The organism is Microbacterium sp., assembly GCF_003248605.1.
Classification (GTDB): Bacteria; Actinomycetota; Actinomycetes; order Actinomycetales; family Microbacteriaceae; genus Microbacterium.
Genome location: NZ_QFPF01000066.1, coordinates 1 through 13,915, shown reverse-complemented (window position 1 = coordinate 13,915; position 13,915 = coordinate 1). Strand labels below are relative to the sequence as shown.

The window sequence follows — 13,915 nt, the reverse complement described above, 5'->3', positions numbered from 1 at the left end:
TCGGATCGATGGCGATCGGCGGCGTCGTGGCCGCGATGGCGATCCTCACCCGCACCGAGCTGCTGATGATCCTCGTCGCCGGCGTCTACGTCATCGCCTCGGGATCGGTGATCCTGCAGCGGCTGTACTTCAAGATCACGCGCGGCAAACGCCTGTTCCTGATGAGTCCGCTGCACCACCATCTCGAGATGCGGGGCTGGGCCGAGGTCACGATCGTCGTACGCATGTGGATCATCGCGGGGATGCTGGCGGTCACCGGCATCGGTCTCTTCTACGTCGAGTGGCTTACGCGCGCATGAGCGACAGCATCCATCGCCTCATCAGCTGGCACGCGGACTGGACGGGCCTGCGCGTCGCCGTGCTGGGGCTTGCCCAGACCGGCTTCTCGGTCGCCGACACGCTCACCGAGCTGGGCGCCGAGGTGCTCGTGGTGACCGAGCGTGCCGACGAGGAGTACGAGCGCCTGCTGCCGGTCATCGGCGCGCGGCTGCACACCGGGTCGCTCCACGAGGTTCCCGCCGCGCTCCGTGACTTCGCGCCCGAGGTGATCGTCGCCTCGCCGGGCTTCGCCCCGCACCACCCGCTCATCGCGTGGGCGCGGGAGTCGGGCATTCCGCTGTGGGGCGACATCGAGCTCGCCTGGCGCGTGCGCGACAAGGTCGTGCGGCCCGATGGCACGCCCGCCGAATGGCTGCTCGTCACGGGCACGAACGGCAAGACGACGACGACCCGCCTCGCGGCATCGATGCTCGTCGCGGGCGGCCTGCGCGCCGCGCCGTGCGGCAACATCGGTGTGCCGGTGCTCGACGCCGTGCGTGATCCCGCCGGATTCGACGCGCTCGTCGTGGAGCTCTCGAGCCACCAGCTCTGGTACCTCTCGCTCGCAGCAGCCGAGGGACAGCCGGTGCCGGCGGCCGCGGTGTGCCTCAATCTCGCCGACGACCACCTCGAATGGCACGGCTCGTTCGCCGCGTATCGCGACGCGAAGGCGGTGGTGTACCGCAACACCCGCATCGCGTGCGTGTACAACAAGGCCGACGTCGCTACCCGGGAGATGGTGGAGGATGCCGAGGTCGTCGAGGGCGCCCGCGCCATCGGCTTCGACCTCGGCGTGCCGGGACCGAGCGATCTCGGGGTCGTGGACGGCATCCTCGTCGACCGGGCGTTCCTCGACGAGCGGCGCACGAGCGCGCTCGAGCTGACAACGCTCGATGATCTGCACCGCCAGGATCTCGCGGCCCCCCACGTCGTCGCCAACATCCTCGCCGCCGCGGCCCTCGCCCGCGCGCTCGGGGTGCCCCCCGCCGGGGTGCGCGATGCGCTCACGACGTTCCGGCTCGACCCGCACCGCATCGAAGTGATCGCGCGGCACGCCGGCATCACGTGGGTCGATGACTCCAAGGCCACCAACCCGCACGCGGCGGCATCCTCGCTGGGGGCCTTCCCCGGGGCGATCTGGGTCATCGGTGGGCAGCTGAAAGGCGTCGACATCGCCCCCCTCGTCCAGCAGCGCGGACCCGCCGCGAAGGCCGCGATCGTCATCGGCGAGGTGCGCGGCGAGGTCGTCGCGGCATTCGGCCGACACGCGCCCGCGGTGCCGGTGATCGAGGTGGACGCCGGTGAGACTGAACACGTCATGAGGCGCGTCGTCGAACTGGCGGCGGGCATCGCGGCAGCGGGAGATGTGGTGCTGCTCGCTCCGGCCGCGGCGTCCTTCGATCAGTTCAGCGGCTACGCCGAACGGGGCACTCGGTTCGCCGAGGCCGTGCGGGAGCACATCATCCAGACCGGCACGACACCCGAGAACGGAACAGGGGGAGCGGATGGCGATCACGACGCCGACCAGGCCCCGTCCGGGAGCTGACGACGAGGGCGCGGGACGCGGGCTCTCCGCCCGGGTCTCGCTCGGCAAGGTCTTCGCGCCGGTGCCCAACGAGTTCCTCCTCATCGCCTCCACGGCCATCCTGCTCACGGGATTCGGCCTGGTCATGGTGCTCTCCGCGACGTCGGCGACGGCCACGGCGTCGGGGGAGAGCCCCTTCGATGCACTGCTGCGACAGGGCGTGTTCGCCGTGCTCGGCATCCCCCTGATGTTCGTCGCCTCGCGCTTTCCGATCCGGTTCTGGAAGAAGATCGCGTGGCCCCTGCTGGGCCTCGCCGTCGCGTTCCAGCTGCTCGTGTTCACCCCGCTCGGCATCGAGGTGTACGGAAACCGCAACTGGCTCGACCTCGGCGCCTTCACGGCGCAGCCGTCCGAGTTCCTCAAGCTCGCCCTCGCGCTGTGGCTGGGCTACGTGCTGTATCGCAAGCAGACCCTGCTCGGCCTCTGGCGGCACGTGTTCATCCCGCTCGTGCCGGTATCGATCGCGGTGATCGCGACGGTCATGGCCGGTCACGACCTCGGCACCGCGATGATCCTCGTGCTGATCGTGCTGGGCGGCCTGTTCTTCTCCGGCGTCAAGCTGCGCATCTTCATCCTGCCGCTCATCGCCGCCGCGGGGGTCGTGGCCTACCTCGCGGTGACGAGCCCCAACCGCATGAGCCGCATCCTGAGCTTCATGGACCCGGACTGCGACTACTTCAACGAGTGCTATCAGCCGCTGCACGGCGTGTACGGGCTGGCGGGTGGGGGCGTCTTCGGCCTGGGACTCGGCAATTCGCGCGAGAAGTACGACTGGCTGCCCGCGGCCGCGAACGACTACATCTTCGCGATCGTCGGCGAGGAGCTGGGGCTCATCGGCTGCATCGTCGTGCTGTTCCTGTTCACCCTGTTCGCGGTCGGCGCGTTCCATGTCATCCGCAAGACCGACGACCCGTTCGTGCGCATCGTCTCGGGCGCCATCACGGTGTGGATCGTCGGCCAGGCGCTGATCAACATCGGCGTCGTCCTGCGGGTGTTCCCCGTGCTCGGCGTGCCGCTGCCGTTCATGTCCCAGGGCGGCACCGCCCTGCTCTCCGTGCTGCTGGCGTGCGGTGTGCTCCTGTCCTTCGCGCGGTCGCTGCCCGTGCGGGCGCCGGTCGCGACACCGGGACGCGCGAGACGAGGACTTTCGCGCGACACGAGGACCGGCTGAGCGGTCCGCCCCTCGTGCGGCGCGATTGTCCTCGTCTCGGGTGGGCCCGGTAGCCTCTCGAGGTGACGACCTACCTCCTCGCCGGCGGCGGCACCGCCGGTCACGTCAATCCGCTCCTGGCCGTCGCCGACGGGCTGCGCCGCCGTGATCCCGACGCCGGGATCCTCGTGCTCGGCACGAAAGAGGGACTCGAGGCGCGCCTCGTGCCTCTGCGCGGCTACGAGCTGCTCACGATCGAGCGCCTGCCCTTTCCGCGCCGGCTCGACCGGGCGGCGGCATCCTTCCCCGCGCGTTTCCGCCGCGCGGTCGTGCACACCCGGCGCCTGCTCGTCGACCACGGCGTCGATGTCGTCGTCGGGTTCGGGGGCTATGCGGCAGCCCCCGCGTACGTCGCCGCCCGACGTACGCGGGTGCCCTTCGTCGTGCACGAGGCCAACGCCAAACCGGGCCTTGCGAACGTGCTCGGCGCACGCACCGCCGCGGGCGTGGGCGTCGCGTTCGCCGGCACGCCGCTGCGCGGCTCGCGGGTGGTCGGCATGCCCCTGCGCCCCGAGATCGTGGGGCTCGACCGTGCGGCCCTGCGAGCCGAGGCGGCCGCCCACTACGGGTTGGATGCTGCAGCCCCCACACTGCTCGTCTTCGGGGGCTCGCTCGGGGCGCTGCGGCTGAACGAGGCCTTCGCGGGATCGTATGCGGACGTCCTCGCCGCGGGGTACCAGCTGGTGCACATCACGGGGGATCGCTCGGACTGGAAAGATCCGGGCGCGCCGGGATACGTCGTGAAGTCCTACGAGGACCGGATGGACCTCGCCTTCGCGATCGCCGACGTCATCGTCTCGCGCGCGGGTGCGGCGACGGTGAGCGAGATCAGCGCCCTCGGCATCCCCGCCGTGTACGTGCCGTACGCGGTCGGCAACGGCGAGCAGCGTCTGAACGCGCGCTCAGCCGTGGCCGCCGGCGCGGCGATCCTCATCGACGACGGCGGATTCACCCCCGATCGCGTGCGTGCCGACGTCCTTCCGCTTCTGGGTGATGCCGACCGGCTCGAGGGCATGCGGCGGGCCGCAGCATCCGTCGGCACCCGTACCGGCACCGAGAACGTCATCGCCATGATCGACGAGGTCCTCGCCCGCTGACCCCGCGCGGCTGCGCCGGGGCGGGCACAGCTGCGGACCGGACCCGCGACACGCCGGGGGAGGGCGCCGGTCGGCGGCGTGTCGCGCGATGTCGTCCGCAGCTGTGCACCGGCGTGCGCCGATGGGCGGGCCCACGGCGCCCGGCGGGCGCGCCGGGACGGGCCCGGCCGCATGCCCGACCTACACTTGTCAGGTCATGATCAAGCCCGACCTGAGTCTTCCCATCCCCGAGCGCATCGAGGCCGCGCACTTCATCGGCATCGGCGGCTCCGGCATGTCGGGCCTCGCGCGCATGTTCCTCGCGCGCGGCATCCGCGTCTCCGGCTCTGACCGCGCCGACAGCCAGGCGCTGCGCGATCTCGCGGCCCTGGGTGCGCGCGTGCACGTCGGCCACGACGCCGCGAACCTCGGCGACGCCGACACAGTGATCCACACCGGCGCGATCTGGCCCGAGAATCCCGAGTTCGTCCTCGCGAAGGAGCGGGGGATGCCGGTGATCCATCGTTCGCAGGCGCTGCACTGGCTCATCGGCGGGCGCCGCCTCGTCTCGGTGGCGGGCGCGCACGGCAAGACCACCTCGACCGGCATGATCGTGACCGCGCTCCAGGCTGCGGGTGCCGATCCGAGCTTCGTCAACGGAGGAGTGATCGCCCAGCTCGGCGTCTCGAGCGGTGTGGGTGCCGATGAGCTCTTCGTCGTCGAGGCCGACGAGTCCGACGGCACGTTCCTGCTCTACGACACCTCGATCGCGCTCGTGACCAATGTGGACCCCGACCATCTCGACCACTACGGCACGAACGAGGCGGTCGAGGACGCGTTCGTGCGCTTCGCCGACGCCGCGCGCGAGGCCGTCGTGATCTCCTCCGACGATCCGGGTGCGCAGCGGGTGGCCGCACGGCTCTCCCACCCGCATGTCGTGACTTTCGGAGAGGCCGCCGACGCGGACGTGCGCGTCCTCGACATCACCACCCGGGGGGCGGTCGCCTTCACCGTTGCGCACCGGGGCGAGAGCGTGCGGGTGCAGCTCCAGGTGCCCGGCGCGCACAATGCGATCAACGCCGGAGGTGCCATCGCGGTGATGCTCTCTCTCGGGTACGCGCTCGAGTCGGCCGCGTCGTCGGTGGAGGGATTCACCGGCACCGTGCGGCGCTTCGAGCTGCACGGGGTGTCGCGGGGCGTCAGCGTGTTCGACGACTACGCCCACCACCCGACCGAGGTCGCTGCCGCGCTGTCCGCCGCGCGCACGGTCATCGGCGAGGGTCGGATCATCGCCGTGCATCAGCCGCACACCTACTCCCGCACGATGGCCATGCACCGCGAGTTCGCCGAGGTGCTCGAGAGCCATGCCGACCTCACCGTCGTGCTCGATGTGTACGGCGCGCGCGAGGATCCGGTGCCCGGCGTGACGGGCGAGCTCGTGAGCGCCGACTTCGCGGACGCGGACAAGGTGCACTTCGTCGCGGACTGGCAGCAGGCCGCCGACTACACCGCGGGCGTCGCCCGCGAGGGCGACTACGTCATCACGCTCGGCTGCGGCAACGTCTACCTGATCATTCCGCAGGTGCTCGAAGCACTCTCGCGCACCGCGCCGGTCGGCGCCGCGGGCTGACCCATGCGCCGGCCCGCCCCGCTGCCCGCGCGTGCACCCGACGACCGCGCCGCCACCGCCGACGTCGATGAGGCGTGGGAAGAGCAGGAACGGGATGCCGTCGCACCGGCGCCGCGCGACCCACCGGCGCCGCGCGACGCACCGGCGGCCGCGGGCGAGGCCGAGGCGGCGCACGATGAGCGCGCGGGCGGGCCGGAGGACCCGGCATCCCCCGTTCCCACTCGCTTGCGCGACGTGTGGCGTGCGGCCCGCGCCCGTCGCCGCGCGCTGCGTCGCGAGGTGCGGCGCTTCACGGTGCGATCGCGACGGCGGCGACTGCTGTGGACCGTGGGGGCGGCTGCGGTCGTGCTGCTCGTCGTCGGCAGCGTCGGTGCGGCCTACAGCCCCCTGTTCGCCGTGCAGCGGGTGACGGTCGTGGGTACCTCGACCCTGCCGGCCGCACAGGTCGAGGACGCCCTGTGGCAGCAGATCGGTACCCCGCTGCCGCTGATCGACGCGAGCGCGATCAAGGCGGCGCTCGTGGCGTTCCCGCTGGTGGAGTCCTACACGCTCGAGGCGCGTCCGCCGCACGAGCTCGTGGTGCGGATCGTCGAGCGCACGCCGATCGGCGTCATCGACACCGCGGCCGGGTGGACGCTCGTGGATGCGGCGGGTGTCGTCCTCGAGACGACCCCGACGGCGCCGGAGGGCCCCCCGGTGCTCGAGATCGACGGCGGGACGGATTCGGATGCGTTCGAATCGGCGGGTCTGGTGCTGCGGGCGCTGCCCGACGCGATCCGCGCGCAGGTGACACGCGTGTCGGCGTCGACTCGCGACGACGTCACGCTCACCCTCGGCGCCACGGGCACGCAGGTGGTATGGGGATCGGTCGACGGCACGCCGCAGAAGGCGCTCGTACTGGAGCGCGCGATGCAGACGCGGCCGCCGGAGACGGCCAGCCTCTACGACGTCTCGTCGCCCGCCGCGATCGTCATCCGCTGACCCGGCGCCGATCTGCGCGCGGATGGCGCGACACGCCCACGCGCTTGCGGGTCGTGGCGCGGGCGCGACCTACCTTGTGAATACGGAAATGCATACCGGGCATTTCTTTATACCTCTACTTGAGGTTGAAGGTTTAGACCAGGGTAAAACCAGGTTCGGGGACACGGAGGCCGGCATGAGCCAGAACCAGAACTACCTCGCCGTCATCAAGGTGGTCGGCGTGGGCGGCGGCGGCGTCAACGCCGTCAACCGCATGATCGAGCTCGGCCTGCGCGGGGTCGAGTTCATCGCGATCAACACCGATGCGCAGGCGCTGCTGATGAGCGACGCCGACGTCAAGCTCGACGTCGGCCGAGAGATCACGCGGGGTCTCGGCGCGGGCGCCGACCCCGAGGTGGGCCGACGCGCGGCGGAGGACCACGCCGAGGAGATCGAGGAGGCCCTGCGCGGCGCCGACATGGTCTTCGTCACGGCGGGCGAGGGCGGTGGCACCGGCACCGGCGGTGCACCGGTCGTCGCGAAGATCGCCAAGTCGATCGGCGCGCTGACGATCGGTGTGGTCACCAAGCCCTTCTCGTTCGAGGGTCGTCGACGCCAGACGCAGGCCGAGACCGGCGTCGGACGCCTCAAAGAAGAGGTCGACACCCTCATCGTGGTGCCGAACGACCGTCTGCTCGAGATCAGCGACCGCGGCATCTCGATGATCGAGGCGTTCGCGACGGCCGACCAGGTCCTGCTCGCCGGTGTTCAGGGCATCACCGACCTGATCACGACGCCCGGCCTGATCAACCTCGACTTCGCCGACGTCAAGTCGGTCATGCAGGGCGCGGGCTCGGCCCTCATGGGGATCGGGTCGGCCCGCGGCGCCGACCGGGCGATCAAGGCGGCCGAGCTGGCCGTCGAATCGCCTCTGCTCGAGGCCTCGATCGAGGGTGCGCACGGCGTGCTGCTGTCGATCCAGGGCGGATCGAACCTCGGCATCTTCGAGATCAACGACGCCGCGCAGCTGGTGAAGGAGGCCGCGCACCCCGAGGCCAACATCATCTTCGGCACGGTCATCGATGACACCCTCGGTGACGAGGTGCGTGTCACGGTCATCGCCGCGGGATTCGACGGCGGCGAGCCGACGCCCAAGATCGAGCCGGTCGTGGCGCAGCGTCAGGCGCCCGCCCTGCCCTCGATCGATGCGCCCGCCGCGGAGGCCACCCGGGCACCCGAGCCCAAGGCACCCGTGCGCGAGTCGGTCGCCGTCGGCTCGGCGAGCGGCCCGATCGTGCCCGAGTCGACCGGTTTCGAGTCGGCCTTCGGCGATGACGACCTCGACATCCCGGACTTCCTCAAGTAGTCCGAGACATACCCTGCGGACGGGCTCGGCGACACGCGCGCCGGGCCCGTCCGTGCGAGATTCCACCCCCGAGGAGCGCGACAGGTGACCACGCCTCCGCTCGCCGAGCGTCTGTCGGCGATCGATCTGCGCATCGCCGATGCGGCCCGCCGCGCCGGTCGAGACCCCGCCGCGATCACGCGCATCGTCGTGACCAAGTTCCATCCCGCCTCCCTCGTCCGCGAGCTGCACGGACTGGGCGTGCGCGATGTCGGCGAGAACAGGCAGCAGGAGCTCACCGCCAAACGTGCGGAACTCGACGGGCGCGAGTTTGCCGCCCTGCGCTGGCATTTCATCGGACAGGCGCAGACCAACAAGGCGCGGCCCATCCGGCAGGCGGCCGACGTGGTCCATTCCGTCGACCGGGCTCGCCTGGCCGACGCTCTGGATGCGGCGGAGGCCGAGGGGGAGCCGCCGCTGGACGTCCTGCTCCAGATCGGTCTGAGCGAGGCCGAGGGGCGCGGTGGAGTACCCGCGGCCGAGGCCGAGGCTCTCGCCGAGCACGTGAGGGGATGCCGCGGCCTGCGCCTGCGCGGCGTCATGGCCGTGGCGCCGCTCGACGAAGAGCCCGCACGCGCCTTCGAACGCCTGGCCGGCGTCGCCGAGAGCGTGCGCCGGATCGCCCCCGATGCCACCTGGATCTCAGCCGGAATGACCGGCGATTTCGAGGCGGCGATCGAGATGGGCGCGACACACCTGCGGATCGGTTCCGCAATCACCGGCATCCGCCCCACCCGCGGATAGCCTCGAATAAGACGAGCAACACGGAGGATGCGATGTCGAACCCGCTCAAGAAGACCATGGTGTACCTCGGCCTCGCCGACGAAGAAGACGTCGTCGACGAACCGCAGGCGCAGCCGCAGCCGCAGCGTCAGCGCGTGCAGCCGGTCGAGGCGACCGCGACGGTCACCCCGATCCGCAAGCCCGCTGCCGTGCGCCAGCCCGCCGTGGGCGGCCTCACCGAGATTCTCACGGTGCACCCCAAGCAGTACCGCGACGCCCAGGTGATCGCCGAGAACTTCCGCGAGGGCGTGCCGGTCATCATCAATCTGTCGCAGATGTCGGACGCCGATGCGCGTCGGCTCATCGACTTCGCCAGCGGACTCTCGCTGGGCCTGTTCGGACGCATCGAGCGGGTGACGAGCAAGGTCTTCCTGCTCTCTCCCGAGCACGTGGCGGTCTCGGGCGACGGCGCGATCGCGCACGCCGATCCGGAAGCCGCGCCCTTCTCGCAGCCGTAGTCTGTAAGAGTGCAACTGCTGGGCCTGATCGCGTCGATCCTCAACGCCCTCCTCCTCCTTTACGTCTTCGTCCTGCTCGCGCGGCTCGTACTCGAGTACATCCCCGTGTTCAATCGCGAGTGGCGGCCGAAGGGCGCGGGGCTGGTGGCGGCCGAGGTCGTCTACACCGTCACCGATCCGCCGATCCGATTCTTCCGGCGACTCATTCCGCCGCTGAGGATCGGGCCGGTCGCGATCGATCTCGCTTTCACGATCACGATGATCCTGTGCTTCGTCCTGCTCGGGATCACGCGCTCGATCGCCGCGACGGCGTGATCCGGGCCGCGGCACCGGGCGGAGCCCCGGCGCCTCGCCTGGCGAAAACCCCTGGACTATGCTGATGTAGTTCGCGCCCCACCGGGCGCCCGATGGACCACGAGAGATGAAGAGGACGGATCCCATGGCTCTGACCCCCGATGACGTCGTCACGAAGCAGTTCCAGCACGTCCGCTTCAAAGAGGGCTTCGACCCCGAAGAAGTGGACGACTTCCTCGACGAGATCGTCGTCGAGTGGCGCAAGACGATCGCCGAGAACGAGGAGCTGAAGGCCAAGCTCGCCGCGTACGAGTCTGGTGAGAAGCCCGAGGCCGCGGCCCCGGCGCCCGTCGCCGAGGCTCCCGCCCCGGTCGAGGAGGCTCCGGCCCCCGCCGCCTCCGGCGGTGCTCCCGCCGCCACGAGCGCCGGCATCATCGAGCTGGCTCAGCGCCTGCACGACGAGCACGTCGCCGAGGGCATCTCGCAGCGCGACAAGCTCGTCTCCGAGGCTCAGGCCACCGCTTCGCGCATCGTCGCCGAGGCCGAGGCCAAGCAGCGTGAAGAGACGGCGCGCCTCGAGAAGGAGCGTCAGGTGCTCGAGGGCCGCATCACCGAGCTGCGCACGTTCGAGCGCGACTATCGGGCGCAGCTGCGCAGCTACATCGAGGGTCAGCTGCGCGATCTCGAGGCGAGCGGTTCGAACTCGGGTGCCACGCCCGTGTCGGCCATCGGTCTCTAGGCTTTGGCCTCCCGCAGCCCCGCACCCGAGCGGATCGCAGGGCGGCGACCTCCTCTGCATCGGTCGGCGGCCGGCGCCCTCATCGCGATCCTCGCGGTGGGGGTGCTGGCCGCCGATCAGTTGACCAAGCAGCTCGCCCTGGCGCACCTCGAGCCGGGCGAGCCCGTGCAGATCCTCGGCGACGTGCTGATCTTCGTGCTGGTGTTCAACCCCGGCGCGGCCTTCTCGCTCGGCGAGGAGGTCACCTGGATCTTCACCATCGCCCTCGCGGCCGTCGCCCTGGCGATCATCTGGCTCATGTTCACGCGCGTGCGTTCGCGCCTGTGGGCGCTGACGCTCGGTCTGCTGCTCGGCGGCGTTCTCGGTAATCTTGCGGACCGGCTCTTCCGTGATCCCGGATTTCCCGTGGGGCATGTCGTCGACTTCCTCTCGACACCCTGGATGATGCCCGCGATCTACAACATCGCCGACATCTTCATCGTGCTCGACATGATCGCGATCGCGCTGCTGGTCCTGCTCGGCATCCATATGGACGGCACCCGCGACCGACGCGCCTCCGACGGCGAGAGCGTGGATGCGGCGACCGGCACCGCCCCCGCGCCGGATTCCCGCGAGGTCTGAGAGTGCCCTCACGACGGCTGCCCGTACCGGACGGGCTCGACGGCGAGCGTATGGACGCCGCGCTCGCCAAGATGCTGGGATTCTCGCGGACCTTCGCGGCCGAGGTCGTCGCGAGCGGCGGCGTCACGCTCGATGGACGGGCGGTGGGCAAGTCCGACCGCGTCGGTGCCGGCTCGTGGCTCGACGTCGACTGGCAGGCCAAGGAGGAGCCGCGCATCGTTCCGGTCGCGGTGCCGGAGCTGGGCATCGTGTACGACGATGACGAGATCGTCGTCGTCGACAAACCGGCAGGCGTCGCCGCGCATCCCTCCGTGGGCTGGGAAGGACCGACGGTCCTGGGTGCCCTGGCCGCCGCCGGCTTCCGCATCGCGACGACCGGCGCGCCCGAGCGGCAGGGCGTCGTCCATCGCCTGGATGTCGGCACGAGCGGCCTGATGGCGGTCGCCAAGACCGAGGGCGCCTACACCGCGCTCAAGCGAGCCTTCAAGGAGCGCGAGGTCGAGAAGATCTATCACGCGGTCGTGCAGGGGCACCCCGACCCGCTCTCGGGGACGATCGATGCCCCCATCGGGCGGCACCCCACGCACTCCTGGAAGTTCGCGGTCACGCCCACGGGCAAGGATTCGGTCACCCACTACGAGACCATCGAGGCGTTCCCCGGCGCCTCCCTGCTCGAGATCCATCTCGAGACCGGGCGCACTCATCAGATCCGTGTGCATATGGCCGCGCACCGGCATCCCTGCGTCGGCGACCCCCTCTACGGGGCGGACCCGACGATCTCGACGCGTCTGGGGCTCACCCGCCAGTGGCTGCACGCGAAGGTGCTGGCCTTCGCGCATCCCGCCACGGGACAGTGGTCCGTGTTCGGGAGCGAGTACCCCGCCGATCTCGCCCGTGCGCTGGAGATTCTGCGGGGCGATTGACGCTCAGCCGGCCGTGTCGAAGACGGTCGGCGCGGGTGCGGCGGCGGCGAGGCGGATCGCGCGTCGTTTGCCCTCGGATGCTGTCGCCACAGCCTCGGTGACGGGCATCCATCGCAGGGCCGTCAGCTCGCCGTCCGCGGGCCAGGCCTCGCCCGACACCCACCGGCACGCGAACGCGATGTCGAGGTAGTCGACCTGGTCGCCGTTGACATGGGTGATCCGCGGCACCTGATGCACTGACAGCATCCGCTCGACCACGACCTCGACACCGGCCTCTTCGAGGGACTCGCGACGGGCGGTGTCGGCGGGCTCCTCGCCGGGATCGACGATGCCCGAGATCGGGGCCCAGGCTCCGGTGTCGCTGCGCCGACCCATCAGCACCTCGACGCCGTCCTCCGCGGCGCCGGCTGCCCGCAGGATGACGGCGGTGACACCCACCAGCGGGATCGGCGTGTGTCCGATGTGTCGACGCAGCTCGAGGACGAAGTCGGGAGTCGGCATGCGGCAACCCTAGCTTCGACGCGTGATCGGCCGACGCGAACCCCCGCGACCCGCGGGCACGATGTCGGCGGCCCCACGTAGTCTTTATCCGTGGCCGCCGACTCCTTCGTTCATCTGCATGTCCACAGCGAGTACTCGATGCTCGACGGCGCCGCGCGCATCGGCCCGCTCGTCCAGGAGGCGGCCCGTCAGGGCATGCCGGCGATCGCCGTCACCGACCACGGCAACACGTTCGGCGCGTTCGAGTTCTACAAGGCGGCCAAGGACGCGGGCATCAAGCCGATCGTCGGCATCGAGGCGTACGTCACGCCCGGCACGCACCGCAGCGACAAGGCCCGCGTGCGCTGGGGCGGCCCCGACCAGAGCGACGACGACGTGTCGGGCTCGGGCGCCTACACACACATGACCCTGCTGTCGCAGTCGACCGAGGGCATGCACAATCTCTTCCGGCTGTCCTCGCGCTCCAGCCTCGAGGGCTACTACTTCAAGCCGCGCATGGACCGCGAGCTGCTGCAGACCTACTCCAAGGGTCTGATCGCGACGACGGGTTGCCCGTCGGGCGAGGTGCAGACGCGCCTGCGCCTCGGCCAGTACGACGCGGCCCGCGCCGCCGCGGCCGAGTTCCAGGACCTGTTCGGCAAAGAGAACTACTTCGCCGAGATCATGGATCATGGGCTCAGCATCGAGCGCCGCGTGATGAGCGACCTGCTGCGCATCTCGAAAGACCTCAGCATCCCGCTGCTGGCCACGAACGATCTGCACTACACACATCAGCACGACTCGACCAGCCACGCCGCCCTGCTCTGCGTCCAGTCCGGCTCGACCCTCGACGATCCGAAGCGGTTCAAGTTCGACGGCGACGGCTACTACGTCAAGACGCCGGCCGAGATGCGTCAGATCTTCCGCGATCACCCCGAGGCCTGCGACAACACGCTGCTCGTCGCCGAGCGGTGCGAGGTCGAGTTCAACACGAGCGCCAACTTCATGCCGCGCTATCCGGTGCCGGACGGCGAGACCGAGCAGTCCTGGTTCGTCAAAGAGGTCGAGAAGGGGCTGCAGTACCGCTATCCCGGCGGCATCCCCGCCGAGGTGCGCGCACAGGCCGAGTACGAGACCGACGTCATCGTGCAGATGGGCTTTCCCGGATACTTCCTCGTCGTGGCGGACTTCATCAACTGGGCGAAGAACAACGGCATCCGCGTGGGCCCGGGGCGCGGCTCGGGCGCGGGCTCGATGGCGGCGTACGCGATGCGCATCACCGATCTCGACCCCCTTCAGCACGGCCTCATCTTCGAGCGCTTCCTCAACCCCGACCGCGTCTCGATGCCCGACTTCGACGTCGACTTCGACGACCGGCGCCGCGGCGAGGTCATCCAGTACGTCACCGAGAAGTACGGCGACGACCGTGTGGC

Annotated in this window: 14 protein-coding genes and 1 pseudogene; 14 read left to right on the top strand and 1 reads right to left on the bottom strand. The window is 70.3% G+C overall.

Annotation, left to right across the window (positions count from 1 at the left end; translation table 11 throughout):
* The 13 genes and pseudogenes from DI573_RS09915 to DI573_RS09855 form a co-directional block, all read left to right on the top strand.
* Positions 1 to 299, top strand: a pseudogene (locus DI573_RS09915) (phospho-N-acetylmuramoyl-pentapeptide-transferase); the annotation flags it as partial.
* Positions 296 to 1,864 (top strand): UDP-N-acetylmuramoyl-L-alanine--D-glutamate ligase, encoded by a 1,569-nt coding sequence (gene murD, locus DI573_RS09910; RefSeq protein WP_292813489.1) that lies wholly within the window; start codon positions 296 to 298, stop codon positions 1,862 to 1,864. The pseudogene DI573_RS09915 and the gene murD, both read left to right, overlap by 4 nt.
* The gene (gene ftsW, locus DI573_RS09905) at positions 1,824 to 3,074 is read left to right on the top strand and encodes a putative lipid II flippase FtsW (protein WP_292813486.1); all 1,251 of its coding nucleotides are present in this window, start codon (positions 1,824 to 1,826) and stop codon (positions 3,072 to 3,074) included. Before murD ends, ftsW begins: the two co-directional genes overlap by 41 nt.
* 62 nt (positions 3,075 to 3,136) lie before the next feature.
* Positions 3,137 to 4,210 carry a glycosyltransferase gene (locus DI573_RS09900; RefSeq protein WP_292813484.1) on the top strand — a complete coding sequence of 358 codons (1,074 nt, stop codon included), beginning with the start codon at positions 3,137 to 3,139 and terminating at the stop codon, positions 4,208 to 4,210.
* Positions 4,211 to 4,406: 196 nt separating this feature from the next.
* Complete coding sequence (murC, locus tag DI573_RS09895; RefSeq protein WP_292813481.1) at positions 4,407 to 5,819, top strand: UDP-N-acetylmuramate--L-alanine ligase; 1,413 nt, start codon at positions 4,407 to 4,409, stop codon at positions 5,817 to 5,819.
* A gap of 3 nt (positions 5,820 to 5,822) precedes the next feature.
* Positions 5,823 to 6,800 carry an FtsQ-type POTRA domain-containing protein gene (locus DI573_RS09890; protein WP_292813478.1) on the top strand — a complete coding sequence of 326 codons (978 nt, stop codon included), beginning with the start codon at positions 5,823 to 5,825 and terminating at the stop codon, positions 6,798 to 6,800.
* Between the two features lie 175 nt (positions 6,801 to 6,975).
* Positions 6,976 to 8,145, top strand: coding sequence for a cell division protein FtsZ (ftsZ, locus tag DI573_RS09885; protein WP_292813476.1), 1,170 nt, complete (start codon positions 6,976 to 6,978; stop codon positions 8,143 to 8,145).
* Between the two features lie 84 nt (positions 8,146 to 8,229).
* Positions 8,230 to 8,928 (top strand): YggS family pyridoxal phosphate-dependent enzyme, encoded by a 699-nt coding sequence (locus DI573_RS09880; protein WP_292813473.1) that lies wholly within the window; start codon positions 8,230 to 8,232, stop codon positions 8,926 to 8,928.
* 32 nt (positions 8,929 to 8,960) lie between these two features.
* Entirely contained in the window at positions 8,961 to 9,425 is a 465-nt protein-coding gene (gene sepF, locus DI573_RS09875; RefSeq protein WP_292813470.1) for a cell division protein SepF, read from the top strand.
* Positions 9,426 to 9,434: 9 nt separating this feature from the next.
* Positions 9,435 to 9,740, top strand: a complete 306-nt coding sequence (locus tag DI573_RS09870) for a YggT family protein (RefSeq protein ID WP_292813468.1) — start codon at positions 9,435 to 9,437, stop codon at positions 9,738 to 9,740.
* A 124-nt stretch (positions 9,741 to 9,864) separates the two neighbouring features.
* Positions 9,865 to 10,458: a DivIVA domain-containing protein gene (locus DI573_RS09865; RefSeq protein ID WP_292813465.1), complete on the top strand. Its 594-nt coding sequence runs from the start codon at positions 9,865 to 9,867 to the stop codon at positions 10,456 to 10,458.
* Positions 10,459 to 10,461: 3 nt separating this feature from the next.
* Entirely contained in the window at positions 10,462 to 11,079 is a 618-nt protein-coding gene (gene lspA / locus DI573_RS09860; RefSeq protein ID WP_292813463.1) for a signal peptidase II, read from the top strand.
* Between the two features lie 2 nt (positions 11,080 to 11,081).
* Positions 11,082 to 12,002, top strand: coding sequence for an RluA family pseudouridine synthase (locus DI573_RS09855; RefSeq protein WP_292813460.1), 921 nt, complete (start codon positions 11,082 to 11,084; stop codon positions 12,000 to 12,002).
* 3 nt (positions 12,003 to 12,005) lie between these two features.
* Here the strand turns inward: DI573_RS09855 and DI573_RS09850 are convergent, their stop codons facing one another.
* Entirely contained in the window at positions 12,006 to 12,503 is a 498-nt protein-coding gene (locus tag DI573_RS09850; protein ID WP_292813458.1) for an NUDIX domain-containing protein, read from the bottom strand.
* A 138-nt stretch (positions 12,504 to 12,641) separates the two neighbouring features.
* Here DI573_RS09850 and dnaE point away from each other — a divergent pair.
* The coding region (gene dnaE / locus DI573_RS09845) for a DNA polymerase III subunit alpha (RefSeq protein ID WP_292813492.1) at positions 12,642 to 13,915 on the top strand (1,274 nt) is incomplete at its 3' end.

Excerpts from the sequence above, each read along its gene's own strand:
- DI573_RS09890 (WP_292813478.1), top strand. The coding sequence starts at position 5,823 with ATGCGCCGGCCCGCCCCGCTGCCCGCGCGTGCACCCGACGACCGCGCC.
- ftsZ (WP_292813476.1), top strand. The coding sequence starts at position 6,976 with ATGAGCCAGAACCAGAACTACCTCGCCGTCATCAAGGTGGTCGGCGTG.
- murD (WP_292813489.1), top strand. The coding sequence starts at position 296 with ATGAGCGACAGCATCCATCGCCTCATCAGCTGGCACGCGGACTGGACG.
- ftsW (WP_292813486.1), top strand. The coding sequence starts at position 1,824 with ATGGCGATCACGACGCCGACCAGGCCCCGTCCGGGAGCTGACGACGAG.
- DI573_RS09850 (WP_292813458.1), bottom strand. The coding sequence starts at position 12,503 with ATGCCGACTCCCGACTTCGTCCTCGAGCTGCGTCGACACATCGGACAC.
- sepF (WP_292813470.1), top strand. The coding sequence starts at position 8,961 with ATGTCGAACCCGCTCAAGAAGACCATGGTGTACCTCGGCCTCGCCGAC.
- murC (WP_292813481.1), top strand. The coding sequence starts at position 4,407 with ATGATCAAGCCCGACCTGAGTCTTCCCATCCCCGAGCGCATCGAGGCC.
- DI573_RS09865 (WP_292813465.1), top strand. The coding sequence starts at position 9,865 with ATGGCTCTGACCCCCGATGACGTCGTCACGAAGCAGTTCCAGCACGTC.